Origin of the sequence: Hungatella sp. SL.1.14 (assembly GCF_024460495.1) — a bacterium.
Taxonomy (GTDB): Bacteria; Bacillota; Clostridia; order Lachnospirales; family Lachnospiraceae; genus Hungatella; species Hungatella hathewayi.
Map to the genome: position 1 here is coordinate 135519 of NZ_JANFYJ010000011.1, position 24517 is coordinate 160035.

Annotated in this window: 10 protein-coding genes; 9 read left to right on the forward strand and 1 reads right to left on the reverse strand. The window is 48.3% G+C overall.

Annotated elements, in window-relative coordinates:
• Positions 1–61 precede the first annotated feature (61 nt).
• The 3 genes from NE473_RS13815 (at position 62) to NE473_RS13825 (ending at position 4003) form a co-directional block, all read left to right on the forward strand.
• The gene (locus NE473_RS13815) at positions 62–1207 is read left to right on the forward strand and encodes a lactonase family protein (protein WP_055649914.1); all 1146 of its coding nucleotides are present in this window, start codon (positions 62–64) and stop codon (positions 1205–1207) included.
• A 29-nt stretch (positions 1208–1236) separates the two neighbouring features.
• A complete protein-coding gene (locus NE473_RS13820) occupies positions 1237–2616 on the forward strand; it encodes an MATE family efflux transporter (RefSeq protein ID WP_055649915.1) in 1380 nt (459 codons plus the stop codon).
• A 310-nt stretch (positions 2617–2926) separates the two neighbouring features.
• Positions 2927–4003 (forward strand): ethanolamine utilization protein EutH, encoded by a 1077-nt coding sequence (locus tag NE473_RS13825; protein ID WP_055649916.1) that lies wholly within the window; start codon positions 2927–2929, stop codon positions 4001–4003.
• A gap of 108 nt (positions 4004–4111) precedes the next feature.
• On the opposite strand, the gene NE473_RS13830 is transcribed toward NE473_RS13825, so the two are convergent.
• Positions 4112–7177, reverse strand: coding sequence for a lectin like domain-containing protein (locus tag NE473_RS13830; protein ID WP_055649917.1), 3066 nt, complete (start codon positions 7175–7177; stop codon positions 4112–4114).
• Between the two features lie 165 nt (positions 7178–7342).
• On the opposite strand from NE473_RS13830, the gene araA reads away from it, so the two are divergent.
• The 6 genes from araA (at position 7343) to NE473_RS13860 (ending at position 24507) form a co-directional block, all read left to right on the forward strand.
• Positions 7343–8845 (forward strand): L-arabinose isomerase, encoded by a 1503-nt coding sequence (araA, locus tag NE473_RS13835; protein ID WP_148510138.1) that lies wholly within the window; start codon positions 7343–7345, stop codon positions 8843–8845.
• 65 nt (positions 8846–8910) lie between these two features.
• The gene (locus tag NE473_RS13840) at positions 8911–10530 is read left to right on the forward strand and encodes a xylulokinase (RefSeq protein WP_055649985.1); all 1620 of its coding nucleotides are present in this window, start codon (positions 8911–8913) and stop codon (positions 10528–10530) included.
• A gap of 41 nt (positions 10531–10571) precedes the next feature.
• Entirely contained in the window at positions 10572–11261 is a 690-nt protein-coding gene (locus NE473_RS13845) for an L-ribulose-5-phosphate 4-epimerase (RefSeq protein ID WP_055649918.1), read from the forward strand.
• Complete coding sequence (locus NE473_RS13850) at positions 11248–12423, forward strand: GntR family transcriptional regulator (RefSeq protein WP_055649986.1); 1176 nt, start codon at positions 11248–11250, stop codon at positions 12421–12423. Before NE473_RS13845 ends, NE473_RS13850 begins: the two co-directional genes overlap by 14 nt.
• A gap of 599 nt (positions 12424–13022) precedes the next feature.
• Entirely contained in the window at positions 13023–17738 is a 4716-nt protein-coding gene (locus tag NE473_RS13855; RefSeq protein WP_055649919.1) for an Ig-like domain-containing protein, read from the forward strand.
• Positions 17739–17751: 13 nt separating this feature from the next.
• Positions 17752–24507, forward strand: coding sequence for a polysaccharide lyase family 8 super-sandwich domain-containing protein (locus tag NE473_RS13860; protein ID WP_172682246.1), 6756 nt, complete (start codon positions 17752–17754; stop codon positions 24505–24507).
• Positions 24508–24517 lie beyond the last annotated feature (10 nt).

Genomic DNA, 24517 nt, shown 5'->3' on the forward strand with positions numbered 1-24517 from the left:
CAAGTGCATACAGGACCGTATTATGAAGGTCTGTGGTCCTGTAGTCTGCTGAGGAGTTATAATGCCTAAAATATACGCTTACATAGGAAGCTGGGGTGGTCCTAGAAGTAATCATGATCAGGGAATCAGTATTGCCCGTTATGATATGGGAAAGGGTACATTTCATGTATTGAACCGTGTTTTACCGGAGATTAACTGCGGCGGAATGTGTCTTGATGATGAAAAGAAAATTTTATACTGTGTAAATGAACGAAGGCAGATCGCAGGAAAGCCTCCTGGAGGGGAAGTCTATGCTCTGAGTATAAACAGTTCTAGCGGTAATTTGAAAGTTTTAAGCTGTGAACCGTCTTATGGTCTGCTGCCCAGCTACTGTGCTGTAAACGGTGATAAAAAATACTTAATAATTACGAATCATTCCAGCGATGATACGATACTCGAAACAGTAAGGACTGAGAGTGGCTCATACCAGCTGGCAGAGAAATATTCAGAATCGTCAGTGGTCATGTATCAATTGAGGCCAGACGGAACAATCGGAAAGCTTTGTGACATCGTAAAACATATCCCGGTAAAAAAGAAGGGGAATTCTCATGTGCATAGTGTGTACTGCTCTCCTTCAGGAAAACTTTTGGCAGTCTGTGATAAAGGAAATGATACAATATCCTTTTATCGGATCGACAGCCAAAAGGAGAAACTTGTACTTTGTGACCAGATGTCCGCAGCGGAAGGCAGCTCCCCGAGATATGCGGCATTCCATCCTGCAGAGCCATATCTGTATTTTAACAATGAAACAAAAACAATTGTTAATATGGTTAGATATTCGGCAAATGGAAAAATGACTCCGATTTGTCTGGTGAGTTGTCTGGCAGATAAAAATATGGAAAGAACTGGCTGGCAATCGGATATTAAAATTCATCCGTCGGGAAAATACATCTATGACTTACTCCGTGAAGACAGCATCATTACAGTATATCGGATTGATAATGCATTGGGAATTCCCCAACTGATTCAGACGATTGCATGTGGCAGCAGCCATGGGGGCAGAGGGATGGCGATATCACCTGATGGAAAATTTCTGCACCTGGCGGCTCATCCAGAAGACTCCATTTATACATTTTTAATTGGTGAAGACGGGAGGCTGGAGGCAGTCAGGAGAGTTGATCATATTCCGGGGCCAGGCAATATTGTTTTTTTTAAGACCGATAATTGATTTAGTATGGGAATAGAAATGAGGGACTTATGAAAATAACAGCAGGAAAACAGAATGTAGGAATGAATCTGACTGAAGGTCCGGTTTTTCAATCACTGGTGCTCTTTGCAATACCAATTATATTGACAAATCTAATACAGCAGCTTTATGGTATGGTTGATCTCATGGTAATCGGACAGTTTGTGGGGAGCACCGGAACCGTGGGCGTATCAACGGGCGGAGAAATGTCAGATATGGTGACACCTGTGGCGACTGCGTTTGCAATGGCCGGACAGACCTTTATAGCACAGTTGGTAGGCGCCAAAAAGGATCAAAAGATTAAGGATGCGATAGGTACGTTTCTTACTTTCATGTTGATTTTATCAATCTTACTGGCGTTTCTGGTAATCTTTTTCTGCCGTCCGATTCTGTCACTGCTGAATTGTCCTACAGAAGCCTTTGGACAGGCAGAAACGTATTTGATTATTACAGCTGTCGGCTTTCCCTTTATTTTTGGATATAATGCGGTATGCGGTATTTTGCGGGGAATGGGGGAATCAAAACGTCCGTTGATGTTTGTTTCTGTTGCTGCCATCGTTAATATTGTACTGGACCTTCTTCTTGTCGTTGTATTTGATATGCAGGCGGCAGGGACTGCTATTGCAACTGCTTTTTCTCAACTGGGGTCTTTTCTGGCAGCATTCATTTACATGTATAAAGTAAGAGATAAAGTTGGATTTGAATTGAAGCCAGGTTATTTTACAATTAAATTTGATATATTGCGGGTAATTCTACGACTGGGAATTCCATCAGCAATTCGTTCGTTGCTTGTCCGTTTTTCCCTGCTTTGGGTAAATTCCAACATCAATGCTTATGGTCTGGTGGTTTCTGCAACAAATAGTGTGGGAAATAAAATCCAAAAATTTATGGAAGTTTTTATGCAGGGAGTCGATACTGCTTCAGCTGCTATGGTAGGACAGAATTTAGGGGCGGAAAAGACAGAACGAGCGGGAAAGGTAACCTGGTCAACGTTAGCCATGACATTGGTGTGTGCGGTTTTTGCATCATTTCTGTGTTTAAAAATACCAAAAGAGATCTATGGCATTTTCACTACGGATGAGGCAGTAAAAGAATTAGGCGTACTATATTTACAGATTATGGTGATTCATTTTTTTGCCTCTTCATTTGTAGGTGCTTTTCAGGCAATGGTAAACGGCAGTGGATTTGTAGAATTGGGCTTTATCATAGGTATTTTAGATGGAATTATCTGTAAAATAGGTCTAAGCATAATTTTCGTGTATATATTTCATATGGGTTATATTGGATATTTCTGGGGAATTGCGTGTTCCCGAATCCTGCCTGGATTGGTATGCTTTATCTATTTTATAAGTGGAAAGTGGAAAGTGAGAAAACTGCTCATAGAAAAATAGAGGGGTACCGTTCATACTTCCTGTCAATAAACGGGAATAGCAGAGAACATAAATTGAAAGACATAGAGTGTGAAATATTGGAATTGATATAGACGCAGGAAATCATAACAAGGTTTGATTTCCTGCGTTTGTTTTAAACACATCATCTATGAAAGATCGCCATGGCGGTTGTTGATGCTTTTGAATGTGGATGTGGGCCACCGGTAATATTTAGATAAACATTTATATTCTGTCGTATCTTACGGATAAAAACTATCATCATGTGAGCGTTTATGATATACTAGTTTGAAAAAAGCTGGAGAGAAGTAAAATGATTAATCATATGATCATGATCATTATGGCGCTTGGCGCTGTGGCTGGCGGAATTGACCGCATCATGGGGAACCGCTTTGGATATGGAAAAAAATTCGAGGAAGGCTTTCAGTATCTGGGACCTACCGCGCTGTCGATGGTGGGGATCATCTGTCTGGCTCCGCTGGTATCCGGGACGTTAGGGAAGCTGATCATTCCGGTTTACCGTTTTTTGGGTGTGGATCCGGCCATGTTTGGAAGTCTTCTGGCGATTGATATGGGCGGATACCAGCTCTCTATGGAACTGGCTGAGAATCCGATGATCGGAAGGTATGCGGGAATTGTGGCGGCTTCCGTGTTTGGCTGTACGATTGTTTTTACTGTTCCGGTGGGGATGGGACTGATCGAAGAGAGAGACAGGACTGTATTTGCCAGAGGAATCATGCTGGGGCTGGCAGCCATGCCGGCGGCGCTGATTGCCGGAGGGGCTGTGTGCGGCCTGGGGTTTTGGGAGATTCTTCATCAGAATCTTCCTGTTCTGGTTCTGGCACTTTTGTTGGGAATTGGTCTGTACCGTGTCCCCGATGGCATGGTGAAGGGGTTTGAAGTGTTCGCTGTTTTAATCCGGGCAGTCATAACTGCAGGGCTTGTGCTGGCAGCGGTTACATATATGACTGGCTTTGTGGTGATACCCGGTATGGCTCCTGTCGAGGAGGCCATGGCGGTGGTATCGTCTATCGGTGTAGTGCTTCTGGGAAGTCTTCCGGTGACGGAATTTCTGCAGAGAATACTAAAGAGGCCGTGTACGGTCCTGGGAGCAAAAATCGGACTGGACAGCATCAGTGTATTAGGACTTTTGGTAAGCATTGTGAGTCCCATTCCGGCACTGGCCATGATGAAGGATATGAATGAGAAAGGAAAGCTGGTCAATGTGGCTTATATGGTAAGCGCGGCCTCCATGCTGGCGGCTCATCTGGGATTTACAGTGAGCACGGAACCGGATATGCTGCCTGTGCTGCTGATCTCAAAAGCGGCCGGCTGTACAGCAGCTGTTTTGCTTGGACTGGTTCTCCCGGAGGCAGATGGTGTTGGGTAAAGATATACCGGCGGTTAGCCGCAATCGTTTCTCTTTGTCAATGGAGAAACGATTGCGGCTATACTTTTATCCCGCGATATACTGATATACTGTGCCGGCGGCTTTCGTTTATTCTGTTTTAGCCCCGTCTTTCCCTACGCGGGTTCCGTCCTCTAAAACTGTATCTTCAGCCATCCGGCCTTTGGTACCATCGGATACGGGGTTAAAATAATATTGTTTTCCGTCAATTGTATTCCAGCCTGTGACCATGGTGCCCTCCGGTTTCAGATAGAACCAGCCTCCGTATGCCGGATCGAAAATCCAGCCGGTGGCCATCTGGCCGCAGGAAGGAGCATCTTCGCTCAGATAATACCAGAAGCCGTTTTGATTGATCCAGCCGGCGGCGATATATCCGCTCTCTTTAAAATAGTACCATTTCCCGTTAATCCTTTCCCAGGAGGAAGATGGATATGTTCCGTCCTCTCTCTGAAGCCACCAGCCTGTGCCGTTCAGAATCCACGTACCGCTTGTGGTATCAGATGTAATAGATGTGCTTGGAATGAATCCTGAATAGCTGCCGGGGCCAGCCGGAGAATAGGAATTCCCGCTGCTGCTGCCAGAAGAGGAGGAGCGGCGCGTAACGGTCACGGTACAGGAGGCATACCCCTCGCCGGCCCTCGCGGTGATGACGGCAGTTCCGGGACGGAGGGCCAGTATTTCTCCCTCAGGGCTGACATCGGCAATGGATGGATGATCGGAGGAGAAGAATACGGTTACCTCCTCGTCTGATTCTACCGTTACCTGAAGCTTGCAGGTCTCCCCCTGAGTCATTGTGAGAGATTCCCTGTCTAAATGTACCTTCGCTGGAATCTTCTCTGTGATTTCAACGGTGCAGGAGGTTCGAAGGCTGTGGTCAGCCAGACTGACTGCGGTTACGCGGACGGTTCCGGCCGACCTGGCAGTCATTACATGCACGGATTCCCCGCTCTCTGAGAGGATATCCCCAGTCTCGATACTGCTCATATCTCCGGCAATTTCCCAGTAAATCTGGTCAGTGCCGGGGTTGAAGTATTCGCTGTCAGAGAACAGCGTAGCAGTGAAATCAATCGGAAGCTCCTCACCAGGAGCTAATGCCAGTTTGATTTTCCCGTTTTTTACAGCGCCGTCCTCAGAATACAGGTTCAGGCCGCCAGGGTAATTTACCATGTTTGAGCCGCCCTTTAAATACCCGCTCTCCATGGCCGCTGCAGCCGCAAAGGTCCAGCACAGACTGCTGATTCCCTGATGCTTTGGAACTGTAACCTGGTTTTCATCCCTTAAGTCATAGGAGGAAGGAAGGTTTACATGAAGCGGAGCCGCAGCAATACTGAGAGGATTTGGCAATGTCCTCATTCCATCTTCGGACAGTGACGGCCTTTTGGCCGCATTGGAACCGGAAGAGATCATGCGTTCTGTTTGATTCGCATTGGCCGGGCTGGATAAAGGTTCACGGATATTGGTCAGGGTGATCTTCTCCTTCATGGAAGGAGCGTTGGTATAAGCAAATATGGAGGGGTAAAGTCCGTTTTCCGAGATATCATGCCTCTCCCACGTACCATCCTCCAAAAGTTCGTACTGATAGGAGATTCCCTTCTGGCTTTTAATCCCGTCAATCCACCCGGGCGTGTTGTGTGCAAAAAAGAAACGTAATATATTTTGCCTGTCTTCCGGAATAAGGATTTTGACAATGACTTCAAACTCGGTTTCAGCGGGAAGCAGAATACCGGTATCCAGGCGCTCCGTATGAAATCCTCCGTATTTTTCATATCCAGATTTTGCTAAAAAAGGTTTATCTTCTCCGATTCTTACATAGATCCGATAGGAGAAATCCGGGTTGGACAAGATAAAACCGGCAGCCCGCAGCATTTCAGGGGCATGTCCAGTATGGAATACCTGTGACAATATCAGTTCTGTATAATCCTCCAGAGGCAGATCGATGGATCCATTGGCGGAATTGCTGTACATATGGCTGTAGTTATCAATACGTTCACCGGCTGGATAGACAACAGCCAACATTCCGGGATATCCGAGAAAGGCATCCTCATAGGAAATATAATAGTATCCTGTTCCGTCCGTTAATATTGGATCTGTTCCGTAAGAGTCTTTGCAGATCCAGGCCCCGTCCTCCTCAGGAGTCCATGCATTGCTTCCGGAACTGACCGTAAATTTTTCTTTGGGTACAGAATCGTCCCAGCCGACAATCGTAGTTGCATGGCCACCCATTAGTTCATCTGAAAGTTCAGGTGGAAGATAAAGATATCCGGGTTCAGCGGACGTATAGTAAGGGGGCAGGAAATACAGTCCGGAGTGAATTGCGCTGTAAGTCATAATGGCATTCTTCCAGTGCTCTTTATATCCTTTGGTATCGCTGGTCGGCAGCATATAAGCGTTCGGAATATGGTATTCCCGGGAGGTCCGGGAGGCATCAACATATTTTATATAATTGCTGGGTGTCTCCATGTAGCTTCCATCATTGGGATAGGGAGCTGCGGAATTTTTTACAGGCCCCTGCCAGTGGGCCAGGTAATTGAGTACTTCTATGGAACTGCCGCCGCGGTCCAGTTCATCGTCTTCCAGATCCATCCAACGGTAAGGAGAGCGTTTATTGAAGGTGACTCCGGCGATATGTGCCTCCGAATAATCCGGCATTACAGTTTTGTCGGTCTGGCGCCGTATCTTAAGCTCATATTCCGCGTAGTCTGTTCCGGGCTGAGGACTTACTGTTACTGTGTATGTACCTGCGGTGAGACCGGCTCTTTCAATACTCTGGTCATGAGGCAGGCTGGATTCTTCCACCACAACTCCATGATCAGACAGTACAACCTGGCAGGGCGCAGACGATTCCAGGGTAAGTATCACGTCCTCCGGGTCCTCCAGCGTAAAGTTAAAAACGTCTGTGTCTTCCGGGGAAGAGATCGTAGAATGAATCTGGCTTGGAAAGGTCAGAAGCACATCTCCGTGGGCTTCTATTTTTTCCCACAGGTCTTCATCTTCTGAATCGTAGAATGATGAAAGGATGCGGGATTCTGTGGGAATGGCCATAGCCTCTAAGACAGGCGTTAACGGCAGCACCTCACTGGAAAAGAAGACGGACAGCAGTATGACTGCTGTCAAACGTCTGCTTTTAAAAGAAAATCCACGAAACTTTTTTTTCATTGTTACCTCCTGTATCTGAATTTGCTGTGAAGCCTGCTGTTATTTTAACTTATAACTGAGAAGAAAACAACCAGATTAACAACTGGAAAAAAACAACTTGTTCACACTATGGTACAAGTGCTACTGTTATAGTATAATAATATCAGTGATAAGGAGGATTTTTTTATGGAGATGAAAGCATACAAGTTTTGGTTTGCCACGGGTTCCCAGGACCTTTACGGAGACGAGTGCCTGAGAAAGGTGGCCGAGCATTCCAGAATCATCGTGGAGGGGCTGAATCAGTCGGGACTTCTTCCCTATGAGGTGGTCTGGAAGCCGACCCTGATTGACAATACCTCGATCCGCACGCTGTTTAACGAGGCCAACCGGGACGGGGAGTGCGCGGGTGTCATTACGTGGATGCATACATTTTCACCGGCCAAATCCTGGATCTTAGGGCTTCAGGAATACAGAAAACCGCTCCTTCACTTACATACCCAGTTTAATCAGGAAATCCCTTACGACACGATCGATATGGATTTTATGAATGAGAACCAGTCCGCTCACGGCGACCGGGAGTTCGGTCATATGGTGACGAGAATGGGCATCGAGAGAAAGGTCATCGTCGGTTTCTGGGATGACAAAACGGTTCAGACGGAAATCGGTTCCTGGATGAGAACTGCGGTTGGCGTCATGGAAAGCAGCCATATCCGTGTGGTCCGTGTAGCCGACAATATGAGAAATGTGGCTGTAACCGAAGGTGACAAGGTGGAAGCCCAGATGAAGTTTGGCTGGGAGATCGACGCCTATCCGGTCAATGAGATCGCAGACTATGTAAAAGAGATTCCGGCTGGCGATGTAAGCGCTCTGGTGGAGGAGTATTACGACAGATACGATATTCTTCTGGAAGGAAGAGACGCCGCGGAATTTAAGCGCCATGTGGCGGTACAGGCGCAGATCGAACTGGGATTTGAGAAGTTCCTGGAAGAGAAGAATTATCAGGCAATCGTTACTCATTTCGGAGACCTGGGTTCCTTAAAACAGCTTCCGGGTCTGGCAATTCAGCGTCTGATGGAAAAGGGCTACGGCTTCGGCGGAGAGGGAGACTGGAAGACAGCCGCCATGGTCCGCCTGATGAAAATCATGACGGCAGGAATGGAAGGGGCGAAGGGAACGTCCTTTATGGAGGACTACACCTACAATCTGGTTCCCGGAAAAGAGGGAATCTTACAGGCGCATATGCTGGAGGTATGCCCGTCCATCGCCGGCAGCCGCATTGCAGTCAAGGTATGCCCGCTCTCCATGGGAGACAGGGAGGATCCGGCCCGTCTCGTATTTACGGCGAAGGAAGGCAGGGCGGTGGCCACGTCGCTGGTAGATTTAGGCAGCAGATTCCGCCTTATCATCAATACCGTGAACTGCAAAAAGGTGGAAAAGCCCATGCCGAAGCTTCCGGTTGCCACGGCGTTCTGGACTCCGGAACCAAACTTAAAGACAGGAGCCGAAGCATGGATTCTGGCAGGCGGTGCCCACCATACGGCATTCTCCTACGATTTGACGGCAGAACAGATGGGAGACTGGGCTGCTTCCATGGGGATCGAGGCTGTCTTCATTGACGAGGACACAACGATCCGCGGTCTCAAAAACGAACTCAGATGGAACTCAGTTTTCTATCGACAGATGCTTTAGAGCGTATCTGAATCATGAAGGGGTGTAAAACTATGACAAGTGTTTTTAAGGAAAAAGAAGAAGCGATGCAGGAGGAAGTATGCCGGAACATGATAAATGGCAGAACGGCGCTGGGGATTGAGCTGGGATCTACACGGATCAAGGCGGTGCTGGTGGATGAGCACCAGAAGCCAGTTGCCTCCGGAAGCCATGACTGGGAGAACCGGCTGGTGGAAGGTGTCTGGACGTATACTCTGGAGGACATCTGGGAAGGTGTTCAGGACAGTTTTGCAAAGCTTAAGGAGGACGTGAAGGCGCGGTACGGTGTGACGCTGACCACCGTAGGTTCCATCGGAATTTCTGCCATGATGCACGGTTATATGGCTTTCAACAGGGCAGGGGAAATTCTGGTTCCATTTCGTACCTGGAGAAATACCATGACGGAAGAAGCTTCGGAAAAACTGACGGAGCTGTTTCAATATCACATTCCACAGAGGTGGAGCATCGCCCATTTATATCAGGCAATCTTAAAAAAAGAGCCGCACGTGCCGGAGATCGATTACTTAATCACGCTGGAGGGCTACGTACACTGGAAACTGACCGGACAGAAGGTTCTGGGAATCGGTGACTGCGCCGGCATGTTTCCGATTGACACCGGCAAAAAGGATTTTCATGAGAGGATGATTGCACAGTTTGATGAACTGACAGCCGGAGAACAACTGCCGTGGAAGCTCCGTGATATCCTTCCGAAGGTTCTGACTGCAGGGGAGGAGGCTGGAGTGCTGACGGAAGAAGGCGCGAAGCTTCTCGATCCGTCCGGGGCGTTAAAGCCAGGTATTCCTCTCTGCCCGCCGGAGGGAGATGCCGGAACCGGTATGGTGGCTACGAACAGCGTCGCGAAGCGCACCGGCAATGTATCCGCAGGCACCAGTGTGTTCGCCATGGTGGTTCTGGAACATGAACTGAAAAACGTTCATGAGGAACTGGATCTGGTGACGACGCCGGCCGGTGATCTGGTTGCCATGGTGCACTGCAATAACTGTACTTCTGATTTAAATGCATGGGTGAATTTGTTTGAAGAGTTTTCCCTGGCTATGGGAATGAAGGTGGACAGAAACCAGTTGTTTTCCACCCTTTATAATCTTGCCCTGGAAGGGGATCCGGACTGCGGCGGCCTGCTGGCCTATAATTATTTCTCCGGAGAGCATATCACACATTTTGAAGAGGGACGCCCTGCATTTGTGCGTCTGCCCGACAGCCGGTTTAACCTGGCAAACTTCATGCGCGTACATTTATATACGTCGCTGGGAGCGCTCCGTGTCGGTATGGATATTCTGTTTAAGGAGGAGGGCGTGAAGCTGGACAGTCTGCTGGGCCATGGCGGATTATTTAAGACAAAGGGCGTAGGCCAGCGGATTATGGCGGCGGCAGCCGGCGTTCCGGTGACCGTTATGGAGACAGCCGGTGAAGGCGGTGCATGGGGGGCAGCAATTCTTGCATCCTATATGCGTTACAGAAGAGACGGAGGCAGCGCCGCCCTTGACCAGTACTTAACGGACTGCGTCTTTGCGGACGAAGAAGGTGTGGTTATGGAACCGCAGGAAGAGGATGAGCGTGGTTTCGAGGCATTTATGGAGCGGTATATAAACGGTCTGCCGATTGAGCGCGCCGCTGTCGATTGTCTGGGCGGAACGGCCGGTAATTGATTAAACAGAATTGAAACAATTAGAAAAGAGGAAATGGCACGATGCTGGAAGAATTAAAAAAAGAGGTCTATGAGGCTAATATGGAACTGCCGAGAAGGGGGCTCATCACTTATACCTGGGGGAATGTCAGCGGAATTGACCGGGAAAGGGGACTGTTTGTCATCAAGCCAAGCGGTGTGGATTACGGTCAATTAAGACCGGAAGACATGGTGGTTATGGATCTGGACGGAAATAAGGTGGAGGGAGACTTAAATCCCTCCTCCGACACGGCCACTCATTTAGAACTGTATAAAGCGTTTGGGGAGATTGGCGGAATCGTTCATACCCATTCTCCCATGGCTACGGCCTGGGCCCAGGCAGGCCGCGGGCTGCCTTGCTACGGTACGACCCATGCGGACTATTTTTATGGGGAGATTCCATGCGCCAGGAATTTAACGCCGGAGGAGATCGAAAAGGGGTATGAAAAGAACACCGGCCTGGTGATTATTGAAACCTTCCGCGGCAAAGATCCGGTTCATGTGCCGGCGGTGCTGTGCAAAAACCACGGACCGTTTACCTGGGGAAAGGACGCTGCGGGAGCAGTTCATAATGCCGTGGTGCTGGAAGAGATCGCAAAGATGAATTTTGTGACTGAGATGTTGAACCGTGATGCAGAGCCTGCACCACAGTCCATGCAGGATAAGCATTTTATGCGCAAGCATGGGCCCAATGCGTATTATGGGCAGAGATAGCGGCCGCCCGTTAAGCCGGGAAGAGAACGAGGGCGGAAAGACAAAGTACTATATTCTGATGGAGGAGTTAAAGCGCGATATGATATCCGGCAGGTTTCAGCCGGGGGACAGGCTTCCATCGGAGAATGAGCTGTCTTCATCCCACCATGTGAGCCGCCATACCGTGCGAAAGGCGCTGTCCATCCTGGAACAGGAGGGATTTATCGAGGCGGAGCACGGCAGAGGTACCTTTGTCTCCAGGAAGCCGGGAAGGGGAAAGTCCCTCTCACCAGCCTTGGGCGGAACATATCGAAAGGGGTCCGGCAATATCGCGGTGATTACCACATACTTATCGGATTATATATTTCCCCGGCTGATTCAGGGAATTGACAGCGTGCTGACAGCGGAGGGCTACAGTATTATCCTGAAAAATACCGGCAACAGCCGCGTGAAGGAGAGCCGTTGTCTGGAGGAAATTCTGGAGAAAGATATCGACGGACTGATCGTGGAACCCAGCAAAAGCGAGATTCTCTGTGCCAACAGGCCACTGTATGAAAAACTCGATTTTTATCAGATTCCCTATGTCTTCATACAGGGATACTACGCACAGATGAAGAATAAGCCGCACATTCTGATGGACGACTGTCTGGGCGGGTATCTGGTGACAAACTATCTGATCAAATCAGGGCACCGCCGGATCCTGGGGATTTTTAAGGCGGATGACAGTCAGGGAAAGGAACGCCATAAGGGGTATGTGAAGGCACTTCAGGAGGCTGGCTGCGCCTACGATCCCGATATGGTGATCTGGTTTCATACGGAGGATCGTGCGGTGAAGCCGGCGAAGGTGCTGGAGCTCATACTGGAAAGCGGCGTCACCATGGACGGGATCGTCTGTTATAACGACCAGATTGCCCTGGAGGTGATAAAGGCGCTTCAAAAGATGAAGATCCGTATTCCGGAGGATATCTCTGTAACAGGATATGACAACTCCTTTATAGCGGAAAACGGTGCGGTGAAGCTGACGACCATCGCCCACCCGCAGGAAAAGCTGGGGGCCATGGCGGCGGAACTGCTGCTGGAAAAGATAAAAGGCGTGCCGGATGAAGAGAGCCGGGTGGAGCGGATCCTTAAGCCGGAACTGATTGTGAGGGAGTCATGTATGAAGAGAGAGGCAGGAGAGTAATTTACTTTTCTGCTTCTTTTTTTGTGCGTAATGCATAACTTTTTTTGAATGAAAAGGGGAGAAAAAACAAAAAAAGTATAAAAATATGAAAATATTACATCTTTAAAAAGCAGAAATCTTGAAATATTACTATAATTCAGCAAATTATTTATTTTTGCCAGTATTTCCCAATGTTATACTTTTGGTGTAAAATCTAAACTTTAATTATCATTGTCATACTCTGCTTTGCTGTGATTTTACAGGCATTTTCTGCCGTAAATCGTGGAGAAACAGTTTTGGATACTGCCGATAATACTAATTATGTAAAGTATTATCGGTATTTTTGTGTTGAAATTAAGGTATCTTTCTATTTGCGTTCTGACTATTCAACTTCTTTTATCAAAAGAAATTTTTTCTTCTATGCGTACAGCAGCCGCTATTCCCCAATACCGAAAAATTAAGTCTACCATAATTAGTATTATACTTTCAAAATCGAAAACTGGTATGACCAGGATAAGATAATTTAAGAACAGGGAGGATAAAAAAATGAAAAAAAGAAGATAAAGCAGAAATGATTTTACAAAAAAGAGGTCAAAAAACAGCAAGGGGGAAATATCGTTATGCAAAAAACAAGCAAATTTTTCAAACGAAAAGCCGCGGGCATGATGGCGGCAGTCATGATGATGAGTGCGATTCCTGTCAATATGGTTGGATTTGCTGATACATCAGTGAACAACTCGGACAGATATGCCGCAAATGACCGCACTGCGACAGATTCCAATGCCAGTCTTTCAACCGCGTCCAATGCGTTAAAGATGCAGACGGAAGGGACAACCTACTACGTGGATGCCAGAGATGGAAATGATACGGCAGATGGAAAGACAGAGGATACCGCCTGGAAATCCTTTGACAGGGTGAATTCCAAAACATTTCTTCCCGGAGACAGAATTCTCCTGAAGGCAGATTGTATCTGGAACCAGCCGCTGAATCCAAAAGGAAGCGGTCAGGAAGGGGCTCCCATAACCATCGATATGTACGGGGAAGGAAGCCGCCCTGTGATTAATGGAAATGGTACCTCCGGTCCGTCGATTACCGGAGCTGTTACTATATATAACGAGGAATACTGGGAGATTTATAATCTGGAAGTTACAAACCTGGAGAGTACTGATAAGATGGGGGAGGCCATGGACAGCGGAACCAGTGAACGTGCCGGCATCTTAATCTATTCCTCCAATCAGAAAGAGATTTATAAGCACATTGTGGTTAAGAACTGTTACGTCCATGATGTAAACTCCAATTTTAAGGGAGGAAAAACCTCCGGTGGTATTATCGTCATGGGACACTATCTCGATAAGGATGGAAACCGTGTTACCATTGATGATAATGGCAATATGACAGCCAAGGCCATGGGGCGCGCTGCATTTGAAGATGTCCTGATTGAAGGAAACTACGTGAAGAACGTGGCGATTGAGGGAATCCGGAACAAGTGCAACACGGATATCGGAAGCAGCGGATGGGGAAAGAATGAATTCCTCAAAAATTATTCCAACGTAACAATCCGAAACAACTATCTTGAAAATGTTGTCGGAGACGGAATTGTACTGACAGAGACGAAAGGCGGTCTGGTGGAAGGGAACATGGTCAATTCCTCCTGCGGACTGGACCGGGGAACTGTGAACTATGCCCAGTGCTGGACCATGTTTGCCGACGATGTCATTGTACAGTACAATGAGGCGTACGGAAATAAATACGGCTATGATGACGGCGAAGCATTTGACTCCGACATGATGAACGTGGACAATATTTTCCAGTATAATTTGAGCCACGACTGCGGCGGCGGCGCCATGCTGTTCATGTCCAGCCAGAAAAATACGATTTTCCGTTATAATGTCAGCATCAATGACGGAACCGGCACGTATCCGAACGGAAGCAGGATGCAGCAGCAGACCTTCCATTACGATAACACCAGCTCTGCCGGACCAAATGTCGGAAAGATCTATAACAACACGATTGTGGTGTTTGGGGAAGGAAAGAATACCTCCCTGTTTGGCGGGAAGAGTAAGCGTACCTGTTTTGTGGACTTTAAGAACAACATCGTTCTGGCCAAAGACGGCGCTTCCATTGATTTTGCAGTGCTGGAGCAGGGGTCTACGATACATGAGGACAGTATAATCGAAAACAACTGTTTCTATCCGGATACCATTGCCAATACAGCGGCCGGAAGTGTTCTGGATAAGAACTCGTTAATGGAAAAAGGCAATATTTTTGCAGATCCGATGCTGAAGAACTATAAAGCGGGAGAGACGTATTCCAACTATCAGTATCCATTAGAGGATCTGGAAGAGCTGATTGATTCCGATTTCACGAAAGAACGAATTCAAAGTCTGGTGGAGCCGTATCAGCTGACCGGGGAGTCTCCGTGTATCCAGGCCGGACAGCGAATTGAGGGTATGCCAACTGAAGATATCATGGGAAATACCATTGCCGGACGTGTGGATATCGGAGCGCTGGAATACTCAAACCAGGATGAAGAGGCGGAAGAAGTAGAGACTGTCAATCTGGTTACCACACTGGGCGTTGTACCGGAACTTCCGAAGACCTTAAAAATAGTCCTGGATGGGGAAACGTATCAGTATCCGGTGGAATGGGAAGAACTGACAAAGGAGGACTGCATGGAATCCGGTGTCATTGAACTTCCGGGTGTGCTTCCCGGTCTTTCCAACCAGGTTACAGCGACGATTGTAGTGGCCGATGCACCGGAGAGCTACGAGCGTGTAGAGGTTACGACGTTTGCCGGAATTTATCCGGAGCTTCCGGACCGTGTGAATGCTGTATTTGCCGGCGGACTTACGATGGAGCTGGATGTCCGGTGGGATAAGGTGGCTCTGGATCAGTACTCTCACGAAGGTGAATTTACCGTAGAAGGCCGGGTGGCCGGATTAAAACAGACTTGTACGGCTGCCGTTAAGGTAATCGGTGAACTTGGCGACGGCAAGACGGTAAAAGAGAAAAGGGCAGCCAAGGATGCTTATACACAGGAAGCAGACGGGAACAAGGCTTACGGCAAATCCGATCCGAACGTCATCAAGGTAAAGACAGCCAATAATGCTCCATCCTATACGAGAAGAGGTATCATTGGATTTGACTTATCCGAAGAGACGGAAATGCTTAAGTCAGCGACAAACATTACCGTTAAGCTTCAGATGACCAGACCGAACAGCGAAGATGACTATAAAAAAATTAACAATCATTTCTATCTGAAGGTATATGAGGTAAGCGATGAGTGGAAGGAAGATGAGGTGACATGGAACTCGACGCCTGATTTCTCCGCAGATAACCTGGTAATAAAGGACAAGAAGATCGTTTATACAGATATCAGAGATAATCATGACAATATTGTAGAACTGGATGTTACCGACTGGGTGAAGAAAGCATATGCTAAAAATGGACAGACATCATTTTCATTTCTGATGGTGACCGATTATTTTGGAGAGTATGCGACCGGTGACAACGGAGGCATAGACTTTGCATCCAAAGAGGCAGCCGGAAAGATGGCGCCGACAATTGTTCTGAGTAATGTGTATGAGACGAAGGTGGAGGCTGTGTCTGTATCCACTCCGGCAGGAAAGAAACCGGTTCTTCCGGAAACGGTAACGGTTACGTACTCAAACGAGGAAACAAAGAATGTGACTGTCGAATGGAATTCCATGAACCCTGCCAGCTATCAGACAGAAGGAACCTTTGTCGTATATGGAAAAGCAGACGGAATCAATCTGCCGATCGCCTGTACCGTCAATGTCATGGAAGCGCTTCACAAAGTGGTGAAGGTAAAGGATTTCGCCGGAATTATCCAGCTGGTGGGAACTCCGTGGGAGGAACTGGGACTTCCGGAGATGGCAGCCGTATTACTGGATAACGGTCAGGAGGCAGAAGTCGGCATTCAGTATTGGTTCCCGGATAACGCCTATGATCCTGAAAAAGAATTTTCTTATACCTGTATCGGTTATCTGGACTTGACCAACCATGATTCCATCGAAAATCCGGATCAGAAATTTGCAACCGTTTCAGTCAGCATTATTGAACCGGAAGATAAGAATGCGCTTCTCGTACTTTATACGGAAGCGGCGGAGCTGATCAACAATGGTGATGCAGCACAGCTGACAGAAGCGGCAAAGAACCGTTTCATGAAGGCATTTAATAAAGCTGCTGAGGTTCTGGTAAATACAAAGGCTACAGAACTGGAAGTACATACCGCCTATACAGAACTGATGGAAGCGATATGGAGTATGGATTCTGAAGAGAACCAGAAGGCGGATACCGATGCGCTGAGAGATCTCGTTCTGATCGCTGAGTCAAAGAAGAAAAAAGATTATACCGAAGAAACGTATGAGGCGATGAAAGAAGCATTATCGGAGGCGAAAGCAGTATTAAGGGATAAAACGCTGACGAAAGCAGACCAGCCGGTGGTAGACATGGCATATGAAAACCTGAAGGAGGCTGTCGACGCACTGGAATACAGCGGAAAGACAGATCCGGTAACGAAGGTCATGACCGGAATTAAAATCACATCACTTCCGACAAAGACGGAGTATAAAACCGGTGAACGTTTCAGCTCAGCAGGGCTGGTCGTAGCGGCCGTATACAGTGACGGAAGCACGAAGAACATAAGCGGATACGAGGTTGGAGATGTGAATACCGGAACAGCCGGAACGAAGGATGTAGTTGTTACCTACCGGGTAGCAGTCAATGATGCAATTAAAGTATTTACAGATACGTTCCAGATTACGGTTGTGAAAAAATCTTCCTCAGGCAGCAGTACAGGAAGCAGTTCAGGAAGCGGCTCCGGCTCTGTGAAAGTAAACCGTGCGCCGGTGAATGTAAGCGGCCAGTGGCAGAAGGCAGAGAATGACATCTGGAAATTCCAGAAGAGTGACGGAAGCTATGCAACGAATGAATGGGCCAGAATCAATGACAAGTGGTACCACTTTGATGGAAACAGCCACATGCAGACAGGATGGATTCTGGATGGAGACAAGTGGTATAAGTTAGGCAGCGATGGCTCCATGCACACAGGCTGGGTAAAGGAAGAAGCTGACGGCCAGTGGTACTATCTGGATGAATCAGGAGCAATGATGACCGGCTGGGTACTTGTAAATGGAAAATGGTATTACTTAAATCCGGTTACCCAGGGGAATACCGGATGGCAGAATGGGGAAAACGGAAAATGGAATCGTGGAGCTGCAGAGAGCGGCAGCCGTTCCGTTGGCTCGCTCTATACCGGCACTACAACGCCTGACGGATATCAGGTCGATGAAAACGGAGCATGGATTCAGTAGGGGGAACTGTTTTATGAAATTAAAATGGAAAAAACTGTGCGCGGCAGTGCTGGCAGTGACCATGACGATGGGAAATTTAACGTATGGCGCACCGCTGAATTCAGGGACAGCCTCGGTAAAATCCGTTTCGGATGAGGGGCTTGTATATTATTCTGATTTTGATGACAATACAGCCAGGGACTTAAGCGGCAGCGGAAACGATGGGACGATTAACGGCGGTATTACCTTTGTGGACGGAATCAAAGGAAAGGCGCTGTATGTGAACAATACGGGAAGCCAGGCAGGAAGCGACAGCAACGAGGCAGGCCAGTATGTGGATCTGGGCAGCAAGCTTACTTTTGGGAAAGAAGATTTCACGATTTCCCTTTGGATGAAGACAGACGGCCACGGAAGTACCAACTCTGCAATTTTGGGCAATAAAAACTATGCCAACGGCAGCAATGTGGGATTTGCCATCGGCAATTTTACCGGAGCATCCTATGGTCCGGATGTGAGAGCCAATTTTTCAGGAACGGGTTCAAGCCGTGTGGAGATCAAGGAGATCAAGGCCAATGACGATGCATGGCATCATCTGGCAGTGGTTTTCGACCGGGACGGGGAGATGACGGTCTATATGGACGGTACCAGGACCTCATCGGTCAGCATGGCAGGCCATGCCGGAAAAACCGTGGACACCGGCATGCCGGTGATCCTGGGAGCAGGAGGCAACAAAAAGAATGGGATGGCCAGATGCGCATTAGATGAAGTGAGAATGTATACAAGATCCTTAAGCGCTGCGGAGATTGAGAGGCTTTACCGTGACATCATGGATGAGAGCGGGACGGAAGCGCTCTTAAAGGATGGTCTGGTCATGCATTCCACCTTTGATGAGGAAAGTGTAACTGCGGCTCAGATTACCGATGTAACCGGAAACGGAAATAATGGAACCGTGGTTGGAACACCGGCGTATGAAAAGGGAATCCGCGGAAATGCCATCTCATTTGACAATGGGGAGTCTGCGGGTCAGGGAAATACAAAAGCAAAGCAGTATGTAAATTACGGCAAGCCGAAGGACCTGATGTTTGGCACCTCAGATTTTTCTTTATCCTTCTGGATAAAGACGGAGAATCACGGACAGAACAACGGCACCATACTCTCCAATAAAAATTATTTAAGCGGCAGTAATGTGGGATGGGCGTTTGGCAATTACGACAATGCCAGCGATACCGACGTGCGTATGAATTTTTCCGGAATATCGGGCAAAAGAGTGGAAATTAAGAAAATTTCCGCCAATGACGACCAGTGGCATCACATAGTCGGTACGTATGACCGGGATGGCAATATGACCGTTTACATGGACGGAGAGAAGTATTCCTCCGTTTCCATGGCGGAACACAGTGGAAAAACCGTGGACGCAGGATTCGATTTTGTCCTGGGAGGGGACGGAAGAGGCTGCTACGGGATGAGCCGCTGCATGGTGGATGAACTGCGGGTTTACAACAAGGTGCTCGCGGATTCCGCAGTAAAGACGATCTATGAGGCGGAGGGCGCTGCGGTGATCGTGGATCAGATGGCTGCCCAGCTTGCCGCAGTAAAACCTGGTTCCGAATATCCGCAGGACAGAATCGATGCAATGGCAGAAGAGATAGCGAAAACGAAACGCGCAGTGGAGGAACTGCAGGCAGCTGCTGCCATGGCGGCGGTCAAAGCACTGAGAGAGAAATATAATCAGTTCCTGGAGGGCAGCGAGCCTCTGGCAAGTTTTCAGGTAGTGTCTGACGTACATATCAAATCAGATGATTTGACGGAAACAAACGCAGCAAATATGATTGCGGGACTGAAGGATATTAAGGCCATGGATCCGGATACCCTGGGCATTATGAATCTGGGCGATTTCACCCAGAGCGGTACAAAGGCCCAGTACGACGGGATGTATAAGATCATGGACCAGTATTCACCGGTTTCCGATGACAAAGTTATGATAACGCTGGGCAATCACGATGTGCGCGGAACCAGCTCCGCGGACTGGAACAAGGATGAGACGGTGATCAGCAAGTACTGGCCGACCGCGAAGGCGCTCTATCTGGAGAGAAATGCCAGATATATGCCCAATACTGACGGGAAGCTGTATTTTGACCGCTGGCTGGGCGGCTACCATTTTATCGCGATCAATACGGAAAACGGCATCAAGGATGCCATGTATTTATCCGATGAACAGCTGGAGTGGCTGGATCAGACTCTGGCGGAAAATGCCAGCCCGGATAAACCGATCTTTGTCATGGGCCATAACGCGCTGAAGGACACCCACTGGAGAAGCAACATTTTGAATGATTTCGGCAACCAGGATGGACGCGTGAAGGAAATCTTCGCAAAATATCCGCAGGTGATCTACATGTCCGGCCATATTCATAATGGTTTCGGCGTTGTGGAGGCAATCGACCGGGAATTCGGCACGATGGTGGATCTTCCATCCTATAACGATTCAGAAAACGGAGTAAAGGAAACCGGAACCGGTTATCATGTGAAGATTTATGACGACAGTGTGGTATTCAAGGCAAGAAACTTTAAGACTTCGACCTGGCTGCCGGAATATGACATCACGGTGACGACGCCGAATCTTCCGTCTGTATATAAAGAGGCAAAGAAGCTGAATGCAGACGATTATACGGCGGATTCCTACCAGAAGCTGGAAACTCTTCTGAAGGAAGCAGAGGCTTTCTTTGCAACTGAGTATGATCAGAGTGATCTGACCTATGAAAAGGTGGGACCTCCTTCCAAAAGTCTTTTTACAGATGCTGTAAGAACCAGGATCAATGAACTGGCTGCGGAGATAACGGCTGCGATGGCGGAACTCAAGTCCGGTGAACAGGCGGTGACGGCCAGCCAGGATGTCTACCTTCAGGCAGGTAAGGATGCCGGAACGGTGAGCACGTCATTCAGCAATTACGATGCTTCCAAGCTTCGTGTGAAGTATTCAGACGGAGATCAGTCGTTTACCAGGAGGGCGCTGCTGAAGTTTGATCTGTCTGCGGTCGGAAGCGATACAAAGGAGGCGGAGCTGGTACTCCAGCTGACCGGAGGGATCAGCAATTCCAATCCGGCTAAGGACTTTACGTCGGCAGAGGTGCGGCAGATCGGAAATCAATGGGAAGCAGGTTCCGTTACATGGAACACCATACCCGCGAGAACAGCCGAAAAGGCGGCAGGGATTATTACCAAAGCGGAAATTTCCGGTGATCTGGTGACGGTTGATGTCAGTGAAGCTGTAACAGCGGCTCTGGCGAAGGGAGAAAAAGAGATTTCCTTTGAGATCAGCTGTCCAACGGAAGCCAACGATAACATGATTGATTTCTATTCCACCAGAGCAGAAGGAAAACAGGCGCCAAAGCTTGTAACCCGCAATTCCAGCACGGATAAGCCTGTAAATCAGGAGTTTGCACAGCTGAGAGAGAAATGGATGAACAACCTGCTGGGAGGGACCCTGGATACCGGTAATGCGGCGGTGCGTACCTATATAGCCGGATTGAATGAGAAGGCGCTGGAGTACTGGGACACCATGATAAAGAGCGGAGACGCATCCCGGACGAATCTCTGGAGCGACCTGGATATGAGCTATATATCAGGAACAGGAGCATCGGCAAAGGTGCATTCCGGAAATGTGGCTGAGACATTTAAGCGCATGAAGGAAATGGCAATTGCGTGGGCAACGGAAGGTTGTGAATTATATCAGAACGAAGAACTGAAGCAGGAGCTGATAACGGCCCTTGACTTCATGAATGAGAACCACTACAGCAGCAGTGACAGCCAGACACCGTTCTTTGGAAACTGGTGGCACTGGGAGATCGGCGGGCCGATTGCATTTATGGACACCGCACTGATTCTCTACGATGATCTGACATTGAAACAGATTAACAGCTATGCGGCGGCAGTCAACCGCTTTACCAATGTCTGCGACAAGCCGTCGGGATACCCGGGTTCTCCGGCCATGACGGGAGCGAATCTGATTGACAAGGGCATGGTTGTTGCCCAGGTCGCACTCCTGACAGATAACGGAAGCAAGCTGGAACACGTGAAAAAGGCCTATAAGACCGTGTTTGAGTATGTGACGACAGGAGACGGATTCTATGAAGACGGTTCGTTCATTCAGCATCAGGCGCTGGCCTATATGGGCGGATACGGTTCCCAGCTGTATGAGAAGCTGAGTATTCTGTTCAGTGTACTGGCGGGGTCCGATTATGAACTGACGTATGACGATCATGCGGAACAGCTGATCTTTGACATGGTATTTGAAGGAATCGAGCCGTTTCTTTACAATGGGCTGTGTATGGATATGATTTCCGGCAGGGACATTACCAGAAATACCTCCAGTGATAAGAAGAGAGGCGCCGGGATCATGGATGCCATGATGCTGATCGGAGATGCGATGCCGGAAGAACAGCAGCAGCGCTTTAACAGCATGATGAAATACTATGTTGGCATAGATGAAGAGTATTACTATAGCCGGAGCAGCCATATAGCTTCTCTGATGAAGGCGAATCAGATCATGAATGATGATACGATAGAGCCCAGAAGTGAATACGTGCTTCATAAGCTGTTTGCAAGCATGGATAAACTGGTGCATATCATGCCGGGGTACGGTTTTGCCTTATCGATGCACTCAAGCAGAACGTATGGGCATGAACTGATTAACGACGAAGGAAAGCGCACCTGGAACATTTCAGACGGAATGACCTATCTTTATAATGGAGACAGGGAGCAGTATGGAGAGGGATACTGGGCTACAGTAGATCCCAAACGTCTGGCCGGTACGACCACAGAGTATGTGACACGTCCCAATGGAGCCGGAGACCGAACGAAAAATGTCTACAGCTGGGTGGGAGGTTCCAGTCTGGGCGATTACGGAACCGCCGGAATGCACTACAAGACACTGGGCAGCAGTGGAAGTACGAGAAACGGAACAGATGCAAAGAAATCCTGGTTCATGTTTGACGATGAGATTGTTGCGGTAGGAAGCGGGATTACATCCTCCACCGGAAATTACGTGGAAACGGTAATTGATAACAGAAAGATCAAAGCGGATGGAAGCAATCAGGTTTTAATTGATGGAAATGAGAAATCCATCCGGGACGACGGCGCGGAAAGCGCAGAAAAGGGAACGAAGATTCCGGATGCCTCCTGGCTCTATCTGGAAGGAAATACCGAAGATTCAGATATTGGCTATTACTTCCCGGGAAAAGCCGACATCATGGCTTTAAAAGAAAAGAGGACCGGTAACTGGAGCGCGCAGGGGACTACGGAAGGACAGGAGACGAATCAGTTTGCAACGTTCTGGTTCGAGCATGGAAAGAAACCGTCCGGCGCGGATTACTCCTACGTCATTCTTCCTGGAAAAGACGCTGCGGGAACCGAGAGCTACGCCGCCAATCCTGATATTGAAGTACTGGAGTGCAGTGAAGACGCTCATGCAGTGAGGGAAAATTCCCTGGGGATAACCGGTGTGAATTTCTGGAACAGCAAGGGAAAAGCTGTGGCAGGCATCACCTCCAGCAAGCCGGCTTCCGTGACCGTGCAGGTATCAGATGGAATGGTGACGGCAGGCGTGGCGGATCCGACACAGGAGAATAACGGAACAATTGAACTTTCCATTCCTTATGCGGGCGGAGACATTGTAGAAAAAGACGGAAATGTCGAAGTACTTCAGAAGACACCGTTTATTAAACTGTCTGTGAAGACAGCAGGAACTACCGGCAGTACGAGCCAGGTAACTTTGAAGCTGGCGGACACCGGGCAGATCGAGCTTGTAGGTCTTTCGGAGGAGTTTGACAGAATAAAGGTGGCGCCTGGAACGAAATTTGCCGATATCAAACTGCCGGAAACGGTGAAAGCTTACGATAATGCCGGAAATATACATACGCTGGAGCTTACCTGGGAACGCGGTGAGTATCAGAAAGATGTGTACGGTGTTTATACACTGACAGGCGTTTTGAAGCTGCCGGAAGGCATTTCTAATTCGGCGGGAATTACAGCCTCTGTCGAAGTGCAGGTGGGAGACGAGTCCTCTGCCTCCATGGATGACGTGTATGTGCAGGGAGGAACCGATGGGGACAAGAACTTTAGCGGATCCACCAGTCTGATCGTTAAATACGATCTGGGCGCTCAGAATTATACGAGAAAATCCTTAATGAAGTTCAGCCTGGCTGAAGTGCCGGAGGACGCAGAACAGATTTATCTGACGTATGAGCTGACTGGAACCCCAAGTGCAGATTTTGAGGCCGCCAATATTTACCGTGTGGGCAATGACTGGGAAGGAAATTCAGTGACCTTCAACAGCTTCCCGGATCGAAAGAGTACAGAACCGGCTGCTGTTATGACGAAGCGCATGACCTCGGAGAGCCTGATCCAGCATCTGGATGTGACGGAGGCAGTGCGGGCGGCTGTGAGAGATGGGGAGAGCGAAATATCTTTTGAAATCAGCATCCCGACAGCGGCAGGAAACAACTATGTGGGAATTCATTCGTCCAGAACAGCGAAGGAAGGAGCAGTAAAACCGGCCTTAACATGGAAGACGGATTATGAACCGGAAAAAATTGTGAAAAAGAATCTGAGCTTTATCAAGGATCTGGCTTCCGCAATCAACACATCGGAATTCAGCAATGTGGATGAGGCGAGGCTGAAGCAGCTGATCGCAGACGCGGAGCGTATCCTTGCGGATGAAGATGCTTCCATGGAAGAAATTCACGAAATCGAGAGACTTTTGACACAGGAAATGGTAAAATACAGAAAGTATTAGAAAAACTGTC